19 protein-coding genes are annotated in these 17,785 nt (G+C 61.2%); 10 read left to right on the forward strand and 9 right to left on the reverse strand.

Translation table 11 applies throughout. The features are described 5' to 3' along the window. The first annotated feature begins 24 nt into the window (after positions 1–24). From trpE to M5B96_RS04730, 5 genes are read left to right on the forward strand one after another with little or no spacing between them, the layout of a single operon-like run. Positions 25–1,512, forward strand: a complete 1,488-nt coding sequence (trpE, locus tag M5B96_RS04710; protein ID WP_248795385.1) for an anthranilate synthase component I — start codon at positions 25–27, stop codon at positions 1,510–1,512. 13 nt (positions 1,513–1,525) lie between these two features. Further along, positions 1,526–2,119 (forward strand): aminodeoxychorismate/anthranilate synthase component II, encoded by a 594-nt coding sequence (locus M5B96_RS04715; protein WP_248795386.1) that lies wholly within the window; start codon positions 1,526–1,528, stop codon positions 2,117–2,119. 9 nt (positions 2,120–2,128) lie between these two features. Then, complete coding sequence (gene trpD / locus M5B96_RS04720; protein ID WP_248795387.1) at positions 2,129–3,178, forward strand: anthranilate phosphoribosyltransferase; 1,050 nt, start codon at positions 2,129–2,131, stop codon at positions 3,176–3,178. Continuing rightward, on the forward strand, positions 3,175–4,014 hold the full coding sequence (gene trpC, locus M5B96_RS04725; RefSeq protein ID WP_248795388.1) for an indole-3-glycerol phosphate synthase TrpC: 840 nt from the start codon (positions 3,175–3,177) through the stop codon (positions 4,012–4,014). The genes trpD and trpC overlap by 4 nt, the downstream gene beginning before the upstream one ends. Before the next feature lie 27 nt (positions 4,015–4,041). Beyond that, positions 4,042–4,743: a biotin/lipoate A/B protein ligase family protein gene (locus tag M5B96_RS04730; protein WP_248795390.1), complete on the forward strand. Its 702-nt coding sequence runs from the start codon at positions 4,042–4,044 to the stop codon at positions 4,741–4,743. Here M5B96_RS04730 and crp read toward each other — a convergent pair. Continuing rightward, entirely contained in the window at positions 4,740–5,390 is a 651-nt protein-coding gene (crp, locus tag M5B96_RS04735; protein ID WP_248795392.1) for a cAMP-activated global transcriptional regulator CRP, read from the reverse strand. The two genes, M5B96_RS04730 and crp, sit on opposite strands and share 4 nt — an antisense overlap. A 221-nt stretch (positions 5,391–5,611) precedes the next feature. Here crp and M5B96_RS04740 point away from each other — a divergent pair, with 221 nt between their 5' ends. After that, complete coding sequence (locus M5B96_RS04740; protein WP_121135108.1) at positions 5,612–6,034, forward strand: OsmC family protein; 423 nt, start codon at positions 5,612–5,614, stop codon at positions 6,032–6,034. 242 nt (positions 6,035–6,276) lie between these two features. Continuing rightward, positions 6,277–7,071, forward strand: a complete 795-nt coding sequence (gene speD / locus M5B96_RS04745) for an adenosylmethionine decarboxylase (protein ID WP_248795394.1) — start codon at positions 6,277–6,279, stop codon at positions 7,069–7,071. Between the two features lie 77 nt (positions 7,072–7,148). Here the strand turns inward: speD and coq7 are convergent, their stop codons facing one another. From coq7 to hemJ, 6 genes are all read right to left on the reverse strand, one after another. Beyond that, positions 7,149–7,796: a 2-polyprenyl-3-methyl-6-methoxy-1,4-benzoquinone monooxygenase gene (gene coq7, locus M5B96_RS04750; protein WP_248795395.1), complete on the reverse strand. Its 648-nt coding sequence runs from the start codon at positions 7,794–7,796 to the stop codon at positions 7,149–7,151. Between the two features lie 235 nt (positions 7,797–8,031). Continuing rightward, the gene (locus M5B96_RS04755; protein WP_008027110.1) at positions 8,032–8,370 is read right to left on the reverse strand and encodes a histidine triad nucleotide-binding protein; all 339 of its coding nucleotides are present in this window, start codon (positions 8,368–8,370) and stop codon (positions 8,032–8,034) included. Positions 8,371–8,433: 63 nt separating this feature from the next. After that, the gene (locus M5B96_RS04760; RefSeq protein ID WP_248795396.1) at positions 8,434–9,222 is read right to left on the reverse strand and encodes an SDR family NAD(P)-dependent oxidoreductase; all 789 of its coding nucleotides are present in this window, start codon (positions 9,220–9,222) and stop codon (positions 8,434–8,436) included. A gap of 60 nt (positions 9,223–9,282) precedes the next feature. Continuing rightward, on the reverse strand, positions 9,283–10,248 hold the full coding sequence (locus M5B96_RS04765; RefSeq protein ID WP_248795397.1) for a DUF805 domain-containing protein: 966 nt from the start codon (positions 10,246–10,248) through the stop codon (positions 9,283–9,285). 57 nt (positions 10,249–10,305) lie between these two features. Beyond that, the gene (locus M5B96_RS04770; RefSeq protein ID WP_248795398.1) at positions 10,306–11,277 is read right to left on the reverse strand and encodes an NAD(P)H-dependent flavin oxidoreductase; all 972 of its coding nucleotides are present in this window, start codon (positions 11,275–11,277) and stop codon (positions 10,306–10,308) included. Between the two features lie 32 nt (positions 11,278–11,309). Then, positions 11,310–11,738, reverse strand: coding sequence for a protoporphyrinogen oxidase HemJ (hemJ, locus tag M5B96_RS04775; protein WP_248795399.1), 429 nt, complete (start codon positions 11,736–11,738; stop codon positions 11,310–11,312). A gap of 135 nt (positions 11,739–11,873) precedes the next feature. Between hemJ and argC the strand changes: the two genes are divergently transcribed. Both argC and erpA read left to right on the forward strand, forming a co-directional pair. Then, a complete protein-coding gene (gene argC / locus M5B96_RS04780; protein WP_248795400.1) occupies positions 11,874–12,908 on the forward strand; it encodes an N-acetyl-gamma-glutamyl-phosphate reductase in 1,035 nt (344 codons plus the stop codon). 222 nt (positions 12,909–13,130) lie between these two features. Beyond that, on the forward strand, positions 13,131–13,481 hold the full coding sequence (gene erpA, locus M5B96_RS04785) for an iron-sulfur cluster insertion protein ErpA (RefSeq protein WP_007906865.1): 351 nt from the start codon (positions 13,131–13,133) through the stop codon (positions 13,479–13,481). A gap of 55 nt (positions 13,482–13,536) precedes the next feature. Here the strand turns inward: erpA and M5B96_RS04790 are convergent, their stop codons facing one another. Continuing rightward, a complete protein-coding gene (locus M5B96_RS04790) occupies positions 13,537–14,625 on the reverse strand; it encodes an anhydro-N-acetylmuramic acid kinase (RefSeq protein ID WP_248795401.1) in 1,089 nt (362 codons plus the stop codon). 6 nt (positions 14,626–14,631) lie between these two features. Further along, positions 14,632–16,044 carry a peptidoglycan DD-metalloendopeptidase family protein gene (locus M5B96_RS04795; RefSeq protein ID WP_248795403.1) on the reverse strand — a complete coding sequence of 471 codons (1,413 nt, stop codon included), beginning with the start codon at positions 16,042–16,044 and terminating at the stop codon, positions 14,632–14,634. Positions 16,045–16,253: 209 nt separating this feature from the next. Between M5B96_RS04795 and tyrS the strand changes: the two genes are divergently transcribed. Continuing rightward, positions 16,254–17,453, forward strand: coding sequence for a tyrosine--tRNA ligase (gene tyrS / locus M5B96_RS04800; RefSeq protein WP_248795405.1), 1,200 nt, complete (start codon positions 16,254–16,256; stop codon positions 17,451–17,453). The last annotated feature ends 332 nt before the right edge of the window (positions 17,454–17,785 follow it).

A 17,785-nucleotide genomic window follows, 5' to 3' on the forward strand; every position in this document is an offset into this window, starting at 1 on the left:
GACCCTCAAGCCACGAGGCATATCATGACCCGCGAAGAATTCCTGCGTTTGGCCGCTGCCGGCTACAACCGCATCCCGCTTGCCTGCGAAACCCTGGCCGACTTCGATACCCCGTTGTCGATCTACCTGAAACTGGCCGACCAACCCAACTCCTATCTGCTGGAGTCGGTACAGGGCGGCGAGAAATGGGGCCGTTATTCGATCATCGGCCTGCCGTGCCGCACGGTGTTGCGGGTGCATGACCATCAGGTCAGCGTGACCCATGACGGCGTCGAGATCGAGCGCTGCGAAGCCGAGGACCCGCTGGACTTCGTCGAGACCTTCAAGGCGCGCTACAACGTGCCGACCATTGCCGGGCTGCCGCGCTTCAACGGCGGGCTGGTGGGTTACTTCGGTTATGACTGCGTGCGCTACGTGGAGAAGCGTCTGGGCAAGTGTCCGAACCCGGACCCGCTGGGCGTGCCGGATATCCTGTTGATGGTTTCCGATGCCGTGGTGGTGTTCGACAACCTGGCGGGCAAGATGCACGCCATCGTCCTCGCCGATCCAGCCCAGGACAACGCCTACGAACAAGGCCAGGCGCGCCTGCGGGAACTGCTTGAGCAACTGCGCCAGCCGATCACCCCGCGTCGCGGCCTGGAGCTCGATCGGCCGCCAGCCGCCGACCCGCTGTTCCGTTCGAGTTTCACCCAGGGTGACTATGAGCGGGCGGTCGATACCATCAAGGAATACATCCTCGCCGGTGACTGCATGCAGGTCGTGCCGTCGCAGCGCATGTCCATCGACTTCAAGGCCGCGCCGATCGACCTGTACCGGGCGTTGCGCTGCTTCAACCCGACGCCGTACATGTACTTCTTCAACTTCGGCGACTTCCATGTGGTCGGCAGTTCGCCGGAAGTGCTGGTGCGAGTCGAAGACAACCTGATCACCGTCCGTCCCATCGCCGGTACCCGTCCGCGTGGCGCCAGCGAGGAAGCCGACCGGGCACTGGAAGACGACCTGCTGTCCGACGCCAAGGAAATCGCCGAGCACCTGATGCTTATCGACCTGGGCCGCAACGACACCGGCCGGGTCTCCGAGATCGGTTCGGTGAAGCTGACCGAGAAGATGGTGATCGAGCGTTACTCGAATGTGATGCACATCGTTTCCAACGTCACCGGGCAACTGAAGAACGGCCTGACCTCCATGGACGCCCTGCGCGCGATCCTGCCGGCGGGCACCTTGTCCGGTGCGCCGAAGATCCGCGCGATGGAAATCATCGACGAGCTGGAACCGGTCAAGCGTGGCGTGTATGGCGGCGCGGTCGGCTATTACGCCTGGAACGGCAACATGGACACCGCCATCGCCATTCGCACCGCGGTGATCAAGGACGGCGAGCTGCATGTGCAGGCCGGTGGCGGCATCGTCGCCGACTCGGTGCCGGCGCTGGAGTGGGAAGAAACGCTGAACAAGCGTCGCGCGATGTTCCGTGCTGTCGCCCTCGCTGAACAAACCCCCGCGTCCGACGCCTGAGGAGCTTTTTGTCATGTTGCTGATGATCGATAACTACGACTCGTTTACCTACAACGTCGTGCAATACCTCGGTGAGTTGGGCGCGGACGTCAAGGTCGTGCGCAACGACGAATTGACCGTGGCCGAAATCGCAGCCCTCAAGCCGGAACGCATCGTGGTCTCGCCGGGGCCCTGCACGCCGACCGAGGCGGGTATTTCCCTGGAGGCGATCAAGTATTTTGCCGGCAAGCTGCCGATCCTCGGTGTCTGCCTCGGCCATCAATCCATCGGCCAGGCCTTTGGCGGCGATGTGGTGCGTGCCCGCCAGGTGATGCACGGCAAGACCAGCCCGCTGTTCCATGAAGGCAAGGGTGTGTTCGCAGGCCTGAACCTGCCGTTGACCGTTACCCGCTATCACTCGCTGATCGTCAAGCGCGAAACCTTGCCGGACTGCCTGGAACTGACCGCCTGGACCCAGCTGGACGACGGCTCGGTCGACGAGATCATGGGCTTGCGCCACAAGACACTGAACATCGAAGGGGTGCAATTCCACCCCGAGTCGATTCTCTCCGAGCAGGGCCACGAGCTGTTCGCCAACTTTCTCAAACAGACCGGCGGCACGCGCTAAGGAGTTTTCATGGATATCAAGACTGCGCTGGGCCGTATCGTCGGCCATCTGGACCTGAGCACCGATGAAATGCGCGATGTCATGCGTGAAATCATGACCGGGCAATGCACCGAGGCGCAGATCGGCGCCTTTATGATGGCCATGCGCATGAAGAGCGAAAGCATCGACGAAATCGTCGGCGCGGTCTCGGTGATGCGCGAGTTGGCCGACAAGGTCGAACTCAAGACCCTCGACGGTGTGGTCGATGTGGTCGGCACCGGCGGTGACGGGGCGAATATTTTCAACGTGTCCACCGCTTCCGCCTTTGTCGTGGCGGCTGCCGGTTGCACCGTGGCCAAGCATGGCAACCGCGCGGTGTCGGGTAAAAGTGGCAGTGCCGACCTGCTGGAGGCCGCCGGCATCTACCTGAACCTGACGCCGGTCCAGGTGGCGCGCTGCATCGATAATGTCGGGATCGGCTTCATGTTCGCCCAGACCCACCACCGTGCGATGAAATATGCCGCCGCGCCGCGCCGCGACCTGGGCTTGCGCACCCTGTTCAACATGCTCGGCCCGCTTACGAATCCGGCTGGCGTGAAGCATCAGGTGGTCGGCGTGTTCACCCAGGCCCTCTGCCGGCCATTGGCCGAAGTGCTGCACCGCCTGGGCAGCAAGCACGTACTGGTGGTGCATTCCCAGGACGGCCTGGATGAATTCAGCCTGGCCGCACCCACCTTCGTGGCGGAGCTGAAAGATGGTGCAATAACTGAATACTGGGTCCAGCCTGAAGACTTGGGTATAAAAAGCCAGAGTCTGTTTGGCTTGGTGGTCGAGAGCCCGGCGGCATCCCTGGAACTGATCCGTGATGCCCTGGGGCGTCGCAAGACCGAGAACGGCCAGAAAGCCGCGGAAATGATCGTGCTCAATGCCGGTGCCGCGCTGTATGCCGCCGACCATGCCAGCAGCCTCAAAGAAGGCGTTGCCCTGGCTCACGATGCACTGCACACCGGCCTCGCCCGGGAAAAGCTCGAAGAGCTGGGCGCGTTCACCGCCGTATTCAAGCAGGAGAATGAAGGATGAGTGTGCCAACCGTTCTGGAAAAGATCCTCGCCCGCAAGGCCGAGGAAGTGGCTGAGCGCAGCGCTCGCGTGAGTCTGGCCGAGCTCGAGGCCATGGCTCGGATCGCCGACGCGCCGCGCGGTTTCGCCCAGGCGCTGATCGAGCGGGCGAAGCAGAAGCAGCCGGCGGTGATTGCCGAAATCAAGAAGGCTTCGCCGAGCAAGGGCGTGATCCGCGAGAACTTCATTCCGGCCGACATCGCTCGCAGCTACGAAAAGGGCGGGGCGACCTGCCTGTCGGTGTTGACCGACGTCGACTATTTCCAGGGCGCCGACCTCTACCTGCAGCAGGCGCGCGCGGCGTGCAAGCTGCCGGTGATCCGCAAGGATTTCATGGTCGACCCGTATCAGATCGTCGAAGCCCGTGCCCTCGGCGCCGATTGCATCCTGCTGATCGTCGCGGCGCTGGACGATGCTTTGATGGCTGAATTGGCCGCGGTGGCCAAGGGCGTCGGTCTCGATGTGCTGGTGGAGTCCCATGACGCCGCCGAACTGGAGCGGGCCTTGAAGGTGCTGGATACGCCGCTGATCGGGATCAACAACCGCAACCTGCATACTTTTGAGGTCAGCCTGGAAACCACCCTCGACTTGTTGCCGATGGTCCCCCGTGATCGCCTGGTGATTACCGAGAGCGGTATTCTCAACCGGGCGGATGTCGAGTTGATGGAAATCAGCGAAGTCTATTCGTTCCTGGTGGGCGAGGCATTCATGCGCGCGGACAGCCCGGGCGATGAATTGCAGCGCCTGTTTTTCCCGGAGCGTGGCGCCCCGGCAATCACTGGCTCGACCCTCGACTGAGCAGGGCTCGTTATCAGGATGACCTCGATGCCCCAGCTCGTTGCCCTCACCGTCGAAGCCGGCCTGCGTGCCGAACAGGATCTGCTGGCCTCGGTCTGTGCCGGTGAGCAGGATTGGGGGCTGTTGTTCTGGCAGCCCAGCGATCGCGCGCTGGTGATGCCACGGCGCTTGAATCGCTTGCCGGGTTTCGACGCCGCCTGCGATGCCCTGGCAGCCAGCGGTTGGCCGGTATTGCTGCGTGAAACCGGCGGCGAGCCGGTACCGCAGTCCGGCGCTACAGTGAATATCGCCCTGGTGTATGCCCCGCCCCGTCACGAAGGTGACCAGAATCGTATCGAGACCGGCTATCGGCGCCTGTGCCAGCCGATCTGCGATGCGCTGGATGAGTTGGGCGGTGTTTCATCCCTGGGCGAAATCGATGGCGCGTTCTGCGACGGTCGCTTCAACGTCAACCTCAATGCTCGCAAGATGGTCGGCACCGCCCAGCGCTGGCGCCAGAGCCAGGGTGGCACTCGGCCCGTGGGGTTGGTGCACGGTGCGATGTTGATGGATAACGAGCGCGACTCGATGGTGGCCGCGGTCAATCGCTTCAACCAGACCTGCCAGTTGGATGCCCGGGTCCGGGCGCAAAGCCATGTCGCCTTGCATGAAGTCTATGCCGCGCCGCTATTCCTTGAGCGGCTCAGCGAGCTGTACCAACAGATGCTGCAGGATATCTTCCACCCTTAACGGGTGCCGAACACCACCATGGTCTTGCCTTTGACGTGCACCAGGTTCTGCTCTTCCAGATCCTTGAGCACCCGTCCGACCATTTCCCGCGAGCAGCCGACAATCCGGCCGATTTCCTGGCGGGTGATCTTGATCTGCATGCCGTCGGGGTGAGTCATGGCATCGGGTTGTTTGCACAGTTCGAGCAGGCAACGGGCCACGCGGCCGGTGACGTCGAAGAATGCCAGGTCACCGACCTTGCGCGTGGTGTTGCGCAGGCGCTGGGCAATCTGGCCGCTGAGGGCGTAGAGAATATCCGGGTCCTGTTGGGCCAGTTCGCGGAATTTGCAGTAGCTGATCTCTGCCACTTCGCACTCGATCTTGGCCCGTACCCAGGCGCTACGCTCCTGCTCCAGGCCGGCCTGTTCGAACAGGCCGAGCTCGCCGAAAAAGTCCCCGGAATTGAGGTAGGCGATGATCATTTCCCGCCCGTCGTCATCTTCAATGAGGATCGTGACTGAGCCCTTGATGATGAAAAACAGGGTTTGCGAACGGTCACCGGCACAAATGATATTGCTCTTGGCCTGATAGCGGCGGCGCTGACAATGCATCAGCAGTTTGTCGAGGTTCTTGATCTTGGGGGCGGAAGCGGAAGCCAGAGCAACCATGGTTGTTTCCCGAAAAGACTGCACGGTGTGGTTTGTTGTTTTAGGCATAGCTGCAAGGCTGGCATAACGCCAGTGATTTGGCGCCAGCATAACAGAGGCATTGTGTGGAAAATGGGGAATTTATGTGCTCGCTTGACCAGTCGTCGCCCATTGCCGGTTTCCTGTCGGGGCGGGCCGCTGTGCTAAGCTGGCTCCCTTTTTTCAGCAGTGGAGTCTAGGTGATGAAGGCACGCATCCAATGGGCTGGCGAAGCCATGTTCCTCGGAGAGTCCGGTAGCGGGCATGTGGTGGTCATGGACGGTCCGCCGGAAAGCGGTGGCCGTAACCTGGGCGTTCGTCCCATGGAAATGTTGCTGTTGGGCCTGGGCGGTTGCAGTAACTTCGACGTGGTCAGCATCCTGAAGAAGTCGCGTCAGCCGGTTGAGAGCTGCGAAGCCTTTCTCGAGGCCGAGCGCGCCACCGAAGACCCCAAGGTGTTCACCAAGATCCACCTGCACTTCGTGGTCAAGGGCCGCGGCCTGAAGGAAGCCCAGGTCAAGCGGGCGATCGAGCTGTCAGCGGAGAAATACTGCTCGGCTTCGATCATGCTCGGTGCCGCTGGCGTTGCCATCAGCCATGATTACGAGATCATCGAACTCGGCTGAGTCGACATTCAACTATCATAAAGTCCATGCAGACTCTGGCGATCAGTCGTTCAGGTCTGCATAATGCGCCACTTTTTTCAGGGCGCCTGGCCAGCAGCACACCTGCGGCCACGGACCCGAACAGACAACCAAAATCGCCATCGCGAAGAGGTGTTAACCGTCCTACGCAGCTGTGTCGTTCACAACTGACGGGCATGCTTGATCACGCGGCGGTGCCGCATCGATATAGAGAGTTTTTAACGGTGAAAAGCAAACTCAAGCTCCACGGGTTCAATAACCTGACCAAGACCTTGAGCTTCAACATCTATGACATCTGCTATGCGGAAACCCCGCAGGACCAGCAGGCCTACGTCGAGTACATCAACCAGGAATACGACGCGGAACGCCTGACGCAGATCCTCACGGAAGTGGTGGATATCATTGGTGCCAACATCCTGAACATCGCGCGTCAGGACTACGACCCTCAAGGTGCCAGTGTCACGATCCTGATCTCCGAACAGCCGGTGACCCCGACCGACAGTCAGATCGAAGAATCCCCGGGCCCGTTGCCCGAGACCATCCTGGCTCACCTCGACAAGAGCCACATCACGGTGCATACCTACCCGGAAATCCATCCGGTCGACGGTATCGCGACGTTCCGTGTGGACATCGATGTGTCGACGTGCGGCGTCATTTCACCGCTCAAAGCCCTCAACTACCTGATCCACCAGTTCGACTCGGACATCGTCACCGTCGATTATCGCGTACGTGGTTTCACCCGTGATGTCGAAGGCAAGAAACACTTCATCGACCACGAGATCAACTCGATCCAGAACTATCTTTCGGAAGACAGCCGCAAGAGCTATCAGATGACGGATGTGAATGTGTATCAGGAGAACATGTTCCACACCAAGATGCTGCTCAAGGAGTTCGAACTGGACAACTACCTGTTCGGCGACGCGACCAACAACCTGTCGGCGGAGCAGCGTGCCCAGGTGACCGAGCGGGTGAAGCACGAAATGCTGGAGATTTTTTACGCACGCAATATGCCGACGTAAGTTTCCTGGCCAAAAAAGAAGGGCGCCCGAGTGGCGCCCTTCTTTTTTTACCTGTTTCTTGGCGTAGCCGCGGTGGCTCAGATGCGGTAGGTGCTCTTGGTCATGACCTTGGCCAGCAGGCTCATACCGAACTTCACCGGAGCCGGGAAGCGGAAGCCGCCGGCGTTCAGCGCGGACTCGGCGTGATGTTCTTCGTCGATGCGCATCTGCTCAAGGATCGCCCGGGACTTTTCGTCCTCGGCCGGCAACTGCTCCAGGTGTTCGTTCAGGTGTTTGCACACCTGGTCTTCGGTGGCTGCGACAAAGCCCAGGCTGACCTTGTCGCTGATCAGCCCAGCGGCGGCACCGATGCCGAAGGACAGGCCATAGAACAGCGGGTTGAGCACGCTGGGATGGCTGCCCAACTGGCGGATGCGCTGTTCGCACCAGGCCAGGTGATCGACTTCTTCTTCGGCAGCCTTTTCCATGGCGGCGCGCACATGGGGCAGCTTGGCGGTCAAGGCCTGGCCCTGATAGAGGGCCTGGGCACAGACTTCCCCGGTATGGTTGATGCGCATCAGGCCGGCGACGTGACGGCTGTCGTCTTCGCTCATCGGCGCGTCGGGCTGCACGATAGCCGGCGAAGGGCGGTAGGGCTGGCCGCTGAACGGCAGCAAGGTGCGCATCGCGGTATCGGCTTGCAGCAGAAGACGGTCAATCGGCGAGTAGTGACGTTGGGTAGTCATGCTGACCTCCGGGAAAAATCTCGGCCTGCAGTTTACCGCAATCGAGAGCGGAAGGTTTGCGTTGGGTCAGGGGGGCGGGGGGATGTTGCTGCTGTACGCGATCTTGCAGACACCGTTAGTCCTGCAGGAGCCTGGCTTGTCGGGTCGCCGTATCGCAGCGACGAGGTCCGCAAGGACGCTAAAAGCTTCGCGGGCAAGCCCTGCTCCTACAGATCGGGGTGTTCGTGAAGTTGTATCAGCCCGGTGGCCAGTGCATCTGGCGCTGACCCAGTACGTGCATATGAATGTGATAGACGGTTTGTCCACCCTCTTCATTGCAGTTCATCACCACGCGGAAGCCTTTTTCACAACCCAGCTCCAGGGCCAGACGTTGGGCGGTGAACAGGATATGTCCGGCCAGGGCCTTGTCGTCTTCGGTCAGGTCATTGAGGGTGCGTACCGGCTTTTTCGGAATAACCAGGAAATGCACCGGTGCCTGCGGGGCGATATCGTGGAAGGCCAGGACCTGGTCATCCTCGTAAATGATCTTCGCGGGTATTTCTCTGTTGATGATCTTGGTGAACAGAGTATCCACAGCTGTTTCTCCGTTGAGTGGTTCGGGCCAGAGTCTGTACGGACACGGCCGTGAGTTCAAGTTTCAGCGCGGGCAATAGGTCCTGGTCGCGACACCGGCGAGCTTGCGCATCGCCCAGCGCGGCATCAGGCGCGGGACGCGGGCCAGCCAGCGGTTGCGCCAGCCGGGAATGATCACCGCGCGGTTCTTCTCCAGCGCGCGTACCGCGTACAGTGCGACTTCTTCGGGGCTCATCATCAGTTTGCTGTGCGAAAGCTTTTCTACGGCCAGCTGTGCGTTGCGAAAGAACGCGGTCCGGGTCAGGCCGGGGCAGAGCACCGAGACCTTGATCCCGGTTTTCTTAAGCTCTTCGCGCAGGCCTTCGGAGAAGTGCAGCACGTAAGCCTTGCTCGCGTAATAACTGCTCATCCAGGGCGCCGGGTGAAACGCCGCGATGGAGGCGACGTTGAGAATCTGCCCGCCACCCTGTATCGCCATGAGGTTACCCAGGGTATGACAAAGTCGGGTCAGGGCGAGGATATTGACTTCGATCAGGTCTTGCTCGGTCCCCCAATCCTGGGCCAGGAACGGCCCGCAAGTGCCGAGGCCGGCGCAGTTGACCAGCAGGTCAATCTGTCGCTCGCCTTCCTCCAGCTCCAACAGGAAGCCGGACAGGCGCAGCGGCTCGCTCAGGTCGCAGGCACGAAACAACACCTCGACGCCAAAGCGCTGGGTCAGTTCCAGGGCAATGGTTTCCAGCTGATCACGCTGGCGGGCCACCAGAATCAGGCTGCGGCCACGGCGCGCCAGGGCTTCGGCCAGGGCCAGGCCAATACCGCTGGAGGCGCCGGTGATCAGGGCGTAACGGGTCATGCAATTCTCCATCACAACGGCTCCGAGCCTTGGGACAGAGGGTCGCAGGCTCAGAAGCGGTTATTCTTTTTCATCTTGCTCATAGTCTACAGCGGGCGGCGCGGATTCGGCTGCCGCTGCCGCATCGTCGGGGCTGTCGGCCTCGTCGGCGCTGACGGCGTCGCTGCTTTGCGAATAGCTGGTCGATTCGTTGTTGTAGTCTCTCTCCAGGTTGCTCAGACCGCCGGTTACCGCAACGATGCCAAAGATGACCCCGCAGACGACCGAGAGCACGGCCAAGACCTTGACCGCGGTGCTGTTCGGTGGGGGCGGTGCGCCGTATTGGTTGGCGCCGCTATTGCCGGGGCAGAACATCAGCACAAAGGGGAACAGGCTGCCGACGAAGGGGACCAGGGTCAGTAGCCAGAGCCAACCGGACCAGCCGATATCGTGCAGGCGTTGTACGGCGATCTGGATGGAAAAGACCATGAAGGCGATCAAGGCAGCGCCGCCGAGTACGACGCCAATGGTGATCGCGGTGTTCAGCGAGGCTGCCGCGGTGCCCATGGCGAAGGCGAAGATCGCGCCGGCCACCGGTAGGGTCACGAACATCAGGACCATGCTCCAGGCCAGGTAGCGCAGCCGGCCGATACGCCCGCGGGTGGTGAAGGCCTGGAGCTGGCCGAAGGCGGGCAGGGTATCGCCGACCTGGGCTTGCGGCGGCGCGTAGGGTGACTGGTAAGTCGCTGGCTCCGCTGGCGCGGTGCTGGCCGGCAGGTCATCGATATCCGCCAGGCTCAGTTCGACGGCCGCCGGTTCGGCCTCCAGGCGGGCTTCGATGCCGGTCTTGCGCAAGGCTTGCAGATAGGACTCGGCCTCGGCGGCCGAAAGGTCGCGCTTCAGGGCGACCGGCTGGCCACTGAACAGCCGTTCCACCGAAGCCACGTCGGTCTTGAACAGCGCGGCCAGGTTGAACTGGGCGGTGCTTTTGTCCACGCCGGCCTGCAAGGTGCCGTCGAACACGATTTTGAAGCGGTTTTCGCTCATGAAGGGCGTCCTTGTCACATGTCATTGGCATTGCAGGGTAAGCCTGCAACACGGATGTTACGGTCGTGGCCAGTGCCGGGGCAACTCTGCGGCCAGTGCCTGGGCCTTGCGATACTCGGCATCGAGCCGGGCGACCAGTTGGTCGACGCTGGGCAGGTCATCGATCTCACCGACGCCCTGGCCGGCCGACCAGACGGTTTTCCAGGCCTTGGCCTCGTCGCCGAGCGGCTTGAGCTTGGCGCCGAAGTTCACCTCGCCCTTGCCTTGCAACGCGGCGAGGTCGAAACCGGCATTTTCCAGGCTTTGACGCATAAAGCTCGCGGGCACCCCGGATACCGCCGCAGTGTGCACGATATCGGCCGCCTGGGATGTGAGCAGCATCTCCTTATAAGCTTCGGGGGCATGACTTTCCGTGGTTGCGATAAAGCGCGTGCCGAAGTAGGCCAGATCCGCGCCGAGCAACTGGGCGGCGAGAATCTCGTGACCGTGGTTCAGGCAGCCGGCCAGCAGCAGGGTCTTGTCGAAGAACTGGCGGATTTCAGCGATCAGGGCGAACGGGCTCCAGGTGCCGGCATGCCCGCCGGCACCGGCCGCCACGGCGATCAGCCCGTCGACACCGGCCTCGGCGGCTTTCTCGGCATGGCGGCGGGTGGTCACGTCGTGGAACACCAGGCCACCATAGCTGTGCACGGCGTCCACCAACTCCTTGACCGCGCCCAGGCTGGTAATAACGATCGGCACCTGGTGCTCGATACAGATCTGCAGATCCGCCTGGAGCCGTGGGTTGCTGTTGTGCACGATCAGGTTGACGGCGTACGGCGCCGGATTGTCCAGGGTCGCCAGGCCGGCTTCGATTTCCTCGAGCCAGGCCTTGAAGCCACTGCTCTCGCGCTGGTTCAGGGCGGGGAAGCTGCCCACCACCCCGTTGCGACAGCAGGCGAGCACCAGTTGCGGGTTGGAAATCAGGAACATCGGCGCGGCCACCACGGGTAAGCGCAGGCGTTGTTCGAGCAGGGTGGGCAACGACATGGAATGTGCTCCGGGCAGGGGGGGACGGCTGGCTAGAACGGCCGGACAACGACCAGGATGACAATAGCCAGCAATAGCAGAACCGGCACTTCATTGAACCAGCGATAAAAGACATGACTGCGGGTGTTTTCGCCACGGGCAAAACGTTTTACCTGGGCCCCGCACATATGGTGATAGCCGATCAGCACCACCACCAGGGTCAGCTTGGCATGGATCCAGCCGCCCTGGCTGAAGATGCTCGGGTTGAGGGCGATCAGCCAGCCGCCGAAGACCAGCGTGGCGATCATCGCCGGGCCCATGATGCCGCGGTACAGCTTGCGTTCCATGACGCTGAAGCGTTCCTGGCTGACGTTGTCCTCGCTCTGGGCGTGGTAGACGAACAGGCGCGGTAGATAGAACAGGCCGGCAAACCAGCAGACGACACTGACGATATGAAAGGCTTTGACCCACAGATAGAGCATTTTTGGTTATTCCCAGGTTCACGGTAGGCCGAATAGTAGAGGCTTGTGCGTCCGCACGTCACCTTGGCGGTTGTCGCAGGCGCGCATGGCCCCTATTATCGTGGCCTTTCCAGTGGTTTCGTTGAGGGGCAGGTCATGGTCAAGGTCGGTATCGTCGGCGGCACGGGTTACACCGGTGTCGAATTGCTGCGTCTGCTGGCACAGCATCCGCAGGCAGAAGTGGCAGTTATCACTTCGCGATCCGAGGCCGGCCTGGCCGTGGCCGATATGTACCCGAACCTGCGCGGTCATTACGACGGCCTGGCGTTCAGCGTGCCGGACATCAAGACTCTCGGTGCCTGTGACGTGGTGTTCTTCGCCACGCCCCATGGTGTCGCCCACGCCCTGGCCGGTGAGCTGCTGTCCGCCGGGACCAAGGTCATCGACCTGTCCGCCGACTTCCGCCTGCAGGATGCCGAAGAATGGGCCAAGTGGTATGGCCAGCCGCACGGTGCGCCGGCGTTGCTGGACGAGGCGGTCTACGGCCTGCCGGAAGTGAACCGCGAGCAGATCAAGCGGGCGCGCCTGATTGCCGTACCGGGTTGTTATCCGACCGCGACCCAACTGGGTTTCCTGCCGCTGCTTGAAGCCGGCCTGGCGGATACAACGCGGTTGATTGCTGACTGCAAGTCGGGCGTCAGCGGTGCCGGTCGCGGTGCCAGCGTCGGCTCGTTGTACTCGGAAACCTCCGAAAGCCTGAAGGCCTATGCGGTCAAGGGCCATCGTCACCTGCCGGAAATCCGCCAGGGGCTGCGCCGCGCGGCGGGCCAGGACGTGGGCCTGACCTTCGTGCCGCACCTCACGCCGATGATCCGTGGTATCCACTCCACGCTTTACGCGACCGTGGTCGACCGTTCGGTAGACCTGCAGGCGCTGTTCGAGAAGCGTTATGCCAACGAACCGTTCGTCGATGTGATGCCGGCCGGCAGCCATCCGGAAACCCGTAGCGTGCGTGGCGCCAACGTCTGCCGGATTGCCGTGCACCGTCCGCAGGATGGTGACCTGGTGGTGGTGTTGTCGGTAATCGACAACCTGGTCAAGGGCGCCTCGGGCCAGGCGGTGCAGAACCTGAACATCCTGTTCGGTCTGGACGAGCGCCTGGGCCTGTCCCACGCGGGCATGCTGCCGTAAGGCATCGATCCTCTTGCAGGAGCGAGCTTGCTCGCGTTGGTAGTCCAGGCGGTGCGGGGCATTAGATGCCTCGCGTCATCGTTAACGACCATCGCGAGCTCCATGGTGTGAGGCCATGTTGGTTGATATATCGTAACAACAATAGTTGACCGCTTTTCTAGGAGAAGCGGATAATGCCCGTCATCACGCATTATGGCGGCGTAGCGCCGGGAGATAGTCAGCATGAGCGTCGAATCCTTCACCCCCACGGCTTTGCAATTCACCCACGGTGCCGCGCACAAGGTGAAGAGCCTGGTCGATGAAGAGGGTAATGATCGCTTGAAGCTGCGCGTATTCGTTACGGGCGGCGGTTGTTCAGGGTTTCAGTACGGCTTCACCTTCGATGAGGAAGTGGCCGATGATGACACCATCGTCGAGCGCGAAGGCGTCAGCCTGGTGGTCGATCCAATGAGCTTCCAGTACCTGGCGGGTGCCGAGGTGGATTACCAGGAAGGCCTGGAAGGCTCGCGTTTTGTGATCAAGAACCCGAATGCCACCACCACTTGTGGTTGCGGGTCGTCGTTCTCGATCTGATCGCAGATAGCGCTTTACCCTCGACGCCGCGAATTTCGCGGCGTTTTGCTGTGTGTCAGGCGGGGTAGATCGCGCCGAGCACCCGCAGGCCGCGGGCACCGGTGACGCTGGGGCGATTGGCGGCGATGCCATCAAGGCAGCATCGGGCCAGCCAGGCGAAGGCCATGGCTTCAACCCAGTCGGGGTCCACGCCATGGCTGGCGGTGCTGGCAACCCGGGTGGCGGGCAGCAACTGGCTGAGCCGGGCCATGAGTGTCGCGTTATGGGCGCCGCCGCCGCAGACCAGTAACTCTTGCGTGTTCTGCTGGGCGCCAGTCAGCGACTCGACGATGGTTCTTGCGCTGAGTTCGAGCAGGGTAGCCTGGATGTCTTCGGCTGCGAGGGGCGGCAGGCGCCCCAGGTGTCGCTTCAGCCAGGTCAGGTTGAAAACCTCGCGGCCGGTGCTTTTCGGGCCCTTGGTCTGGAAGAACGGATCGCTGAGCAGCGCCTGTAGCAGCCGCGGTTCAACCTGGCCGCTGGCCGCCCATCGGCCATTGCGGTCGTAGGGTTCGTTGCGTTGATCCTGGATCCAGGCATCGAGCAACACGTTGCCTGGGCCGCAGTCGAAGCCGGCTACCGCCTGGCCCGGCTCGATCAGGCTCAGATTGCTGAAGCCGCCGACATTCAGCACGGCGCGCTGGCCTTCGCGTTCTTCGAAAAGCGCCTCATGGAAGGCCGGCACCAGTGGCGCGCCCTGGCCGCCCGCTGCCACATCGCGGCGGCGGAAATCGCCGACGACGGTGATGCCGGTCAGTTCCGCCAATAAGGCCGGGTTGCCGATCTGCACGGTAAAGCCGCGTGCCGGTTCGTGGCGGATGGTCTGGCCGTGGCTGCCAATGGCGCGAATCGACTCGGGTCCGAGTTGCTGTTGCTCCAGCAGGGTATTGATACCTTGGGCGGCAAGGTTTACCCAGTTCTGCTCGGCGATCGCGCTGCGGGCTATCTCGTCGGGGCCGCTGGCGCATAGGCCAAGCAGCTCGACGCGCAAAGCGTCGGGCATGGGAATGTAGTGGCTGGCCAGCAGCTGGATGGAGTCATCGAGCGCCACGAGGGCAATGTCCAGCCCATCAAGACTGGTTCCGGACATCACACCTATGTAGAGCATCGTGGTTTACCGTTTGGCCGAAGCGACTTTGCTGGATTTTTCCTGGTTCATGCGCGCCATCAGCGGCTGGCTCTGTTGCAGGAAGCGGGCGCGTTCGGACTTGGCGATCGGATCGGCCATGGGCAGTTTCTGGCCCAGCGGGTCGACGTGTACGCCATTGACCTGGAACTCGTAGTGCAGGTGCGGGCCGGTCGACAGCCCGGTGGTGCCGATATAGCCAATCACCTGGCCCTGCTTGACGTTGCTGCCGGTCTGGATGCCCTTGGCAAAACCTTGCATATGACCGTACAGGGTCCGGTAGGTATTACCGTGCTGGATGATCACGGTATTGCCGTAGCCGCCGCGCCGACCGGCCAGCAGAACCTTGCCATCGCCGGCGGCCTTGATCGGCGTACCGCGCGGAGCGGCATAGTCGACGCCTTTGTGGGCGCGGATCTTGTTCAGGATCGGGTGCTTGCGGCCCATGGAAAAGCGCGAGCTGATGCGGGCGAAATCCACCGGGGTGCGGATAAAGGCCTTGCGCATGCTGTTGCCGTCAGCCGTGTAATAGCTGCTGTTGCCCTGCTTGTTGGTGTAGCGCACGGCGGTGTAGGTCTTACCGCGGTTGGTGAAGCGCGCGGAAAGGATATTGCCGGTGCCGATAGTCTTGCCGTTGAGCACTTTTTGCTCGTAGATCACTTCGAATTCGTCGCCGGGGCGGATGTCCTGGGCGAAGTCGATGTCGTAGCCGAAGACATGGGCCATTTCGCGAGTCAGGCTGTGGGGCATGCCGGCGCGTTGCGCGGAGAGTGACAGCGAGCTGCTGATCACCCCGTGCACATAGGCCGAACGTACCACCGGCTGGGTGACCACGCGATTGAAGGTGAAACCTTTCGGGCCCTTGGTCAGGGAGATGGTTTCAAGGTCGCTGACCTTGCTGTGCAGGTTGTTCAACTGGCCGTCGGGAGTCAGCTCGAACTCCAGGAGCTGGCCATGCTTGAGTTGGGAAAACTGCTTGGCTTGTTTATCGCTGGCCAAGACCTCATGTACTGAAGCAGCGGGCAGCCCGACCTTCTCGAACAGGGTGGAAAGCGTATCGCCCCGGGCTACGGTGACTTCCCGGTGGCCAGGCAGCTTCCTTTCCTCGGGTGCCGGCTCGGTCTTGGCGGTCTCGTGGGGCTCTTCGGCGCTGTTGTCGATCTGCGCGAAAGGCGATGGATTGCCTTCATTTGTGGCTTGATCGAGTTCGACAGCGTCTTTGTCTTGTGTCAGTTGATCCGCTGGGGTTTCCAGCTCCAGGCTCAGCGTTGTCTTCTTGGCTTCTACGTCACTGGAAGGGAATACCAGTAGCGCCAGGCTGAGAAGGGCGGCGATGCCACTTGCGGCCAGCAGGTGGGTCTTCGGATAAAGCGGGGGCGCTTTAGTCGGCTCTGTGGTCATAGGTAATTTGACTTTGAAGAAGATGAATTGGAAAAGATGAATGACATGATGAAGATGAAATAACTGTATAAAATATAACCAAATCATCGCTGAAGCAAGTCTGTCATGTTCGGGCGGGCGTTTCGTGCCCGTATGCCGGGCAAAACTTGTATTTGGGCGGCGATCTTGTATGGTTGGTCCCCTTTGAATCTGAGCCTTGCAGGTTGGTTATGAAGTCGGTTGAAGAGCAGCTCGCGCTGATCAAGCGTGGTGCGGAAGAGGTGTTGGTCGAGTCCGAATTGGTCGAGAAGCTCAAGCGTGGCCAGCCGCTGCGTATCAAGGCCGGCTTCGACCCGACGGCACCGGATCTGCACCTGGGCCACACAGTCCTTATTAACAAGCTGCGCCAGTTCCAGGAGCTGGGGCATCAGGTAATCTTCCTGATCGGCGATTTCACCGGCATGATCGGTGATCCGAGCGGCAAGAGCGCCACGCGCCCGCCGCTGACGCGTGAGCAGGTGCTCGACAATGCCGAGACCTACAAGACCCAGGTGTTCAAGATCCTCGATCCGGCCAAGACCGAGGTCGCGTTCAACTCCACCTGGATGGACAAGATGGGGCCGGCGGACTTCATTCGCCTGACCTCGCAGTACACCGTGGCGCGCATGCTCGAGCGTGACGACTTCGACAAGCGCTATACCACCAACCAGCCGATCGCCATCCATGAGTTCCTTTATCCGCTGGTGCAAGGCTATGACTCGGTTGCGCTGCGCGCGGATGTCGAGCTGGGCGGTACCGACCAGAAGTTCAACCTGCTGATGGGGCGTGAGCTGCAACGCGCCTATGGGCAGGAGGCTCAATGCATTCTGACCATGCCGCTGCTCGAAGGGCTGGATGGCGTGAAGAAGATGTCCAAGTCCCTGGGTAACTATGTGGGGATCCAGGAAGCGCCGGGCGTCATGTACGGCAAGCTGGTATCGATCCCGGATGCCTTGATGTGGCGCTACTTCGAGCTGCTGAGCTTCCGCTCGATGGATGAGATCAATCAGCTGCGCAAGGATGTCGAGGCGGGTGCGAATCCGCGTGATATCAAGATCCTGCTGGCTGAGGAAATCGTCGCGCGTTTCCATGGTGAGGAGGCTGCGGCCAATGCCCACCGTGCGGCGGGCAATCGCATGAAAGATGGCGAGCTGCCGGACGATCTGCCTGAGGTTGAGATCAGCGCGACTGAAGACATGCCGATTGCCGCTGTCCTGAATAAAGCCGGCCTGGTGAAGAACTCGGCGGTCGCTCGCGATCTGCTGGGTTCCGGTGGTGTGCGTATAGATGGTGAGGTTGTCGATCGCGCCTTTATATACAAGCTGGGCGCTACCCATGTTTGCCAGGCGGGGAAGAAGGCATTTGCCCGGATCACCCTCAAGGCCGAGTAACACTGCTTTATAGATAGAAAACAACACTATGGGAGCCGCTGGCTCCCATAGTCGTTTTTGCGCTGCTTTTGATCTTTGTGGCAGAAAAGTGAAAATAAGCGTTGACGGGAAATCCTGTGGCTCTATAATTCGCCCCACTTCCGGCGCAGTCGAAACGGAAAAGCCTTTGGGATTCAATGAGTTACAAAGGTTTTGAGGGTTTTGGCAGGTGGTTCGCTTCAGTTCATCGAGGCCCAGAAGTAGCTGAAAAAGGCAGTGTGTTTTCGCCTCTTCAGCGGTTCGATCTTCTCGATCGAAAGCGGAGTAAAAGAGGTGTTGACAGCAGCGTGTAG

This window comes from Pseudomonas sp. MWU13-2105 (assembly GCF_023242315.1).
Taxonomy (GTDB): Bacteria; Pseudomonadota; Gammaproteobacteria; order Pseudomonadales; family Pseudomonadaceae; genus Aquipseudomonas.

Bases quoted from the DNA above. Each gene is read 5' to 3' on its own strand.
- trpE (WP_248795385.1), top strand. From the start codon at position 25: ATGACCCGCGAAGAATTCCTGCGTTTGGCCGCTGCCGGCTACAACCGC.
- M5B96_RS04715 (WP_248795386.1), top strand. From the start codon at position 1,526: ATGTTGCTGATGATCGATAACTACGACTCGTTTACCTACAACGTCGTG.
- trpD (WP_248795387.1), top strand. From the start codon at position 2,129: ATGGATATCAAGACTGCGCTGGGCCGTATCGTCGGCCATCTGGACCTG.
- trpC (WP_248795388.1), top strand. From the start codon at position 3,175: ATGAGTGTGCCAACCGTTCTGGAAAAGATCCTCGCCCGCAAGGCCGAG.
- M5B96_RS04730 (WP_248795390.1), top strand. From the start codon at position 4,042: ATGCCCCAGCTCGTTGCCCTCACCGTCGAAGCCGGCCTGCGTGCCGAA.
- crp (WP_248795392.1), bottom strand. From the start codon at position 5,390: ATGGTTGCTCTGGCTTCCGCTTCCGCCCCCAAGATCAAGAACCTCGAC.
- M5B96_RS04740 (WP_121135108.1), top strand. From the start codon at position 5,612: ATGAAGGCACGCATCCAATGGGCTGGCGAAGCCATGTTCCTCGGAGAG.
- coq7 (WP_248795395.1), bottom strand. From the start codon at position 7,796: ATGACTACCCAACGTCACTACTCGCCGATTGACCGTCTTCTGCTGCAA.
- M5B96_RS04760 (WP_248795396.1), bottom strand. From the start codon at position 9,222: ATGACCCGTTACGCCCTGATCACCGGCGCCTCCAGCGGTATTGGCCTG.
- M5B96_RS04765 (WP_248795397.1), bottom strand. From the start codon at position 10,248: ATGAGCGAAAACCGCTTCAAAATCGTGTTCGACGGCACCTTGCAGGCC.
- M5B96_RS04770 (WP_248795398.1), bottom strand. From the start codon at position 11,277: ATGTCGTTGCCCACCCTGCTCGAACAACGCCTGCGCTTACCCGTGGTG.
- hemJ (WP_248795399.1), bottom strand. From the start codon at position 11,738: ATGCTCTATCTGTGGGTCAAAGCCTTTCATATCGTCAGTGTCGTCTGC.
- argC (WP_248795400.1), top strand. From the start codon at position 11,874: ATGGTCAAGGTCGGTATCGTCGGCGGCACGGGTTACACCGGTGTCGAA.
- erpA (WP_007906865.1), top strand. From the start codon at position 13,131: ATGAGCGTCGAATCCTTCACCCCCACGGCTTTGCAATTCACCCACGGT.
- M5B96_RS04790 (WP_248795401.1), bottom strand. From the start codon at position 14,625: ATGCTCTACATAGGTGTGATGTCCGGAACCAGTCTTGATGGGCTGGAC.
- M5B96_RS04795 (WP_248795403.1), bottom strand. From the start codon at position 16,044: ATGACCACAGAGCCGACTAAAGCGCCCCCGCTTTATCCGAAGACCCAC.
- tyrS (WP_248795405.1), top strand. From the start codon at position 16,254: ATGAAGTCGGTTGAAGAGCAGCTCGCGCTGATCAAGCGTGGTGCGGAA.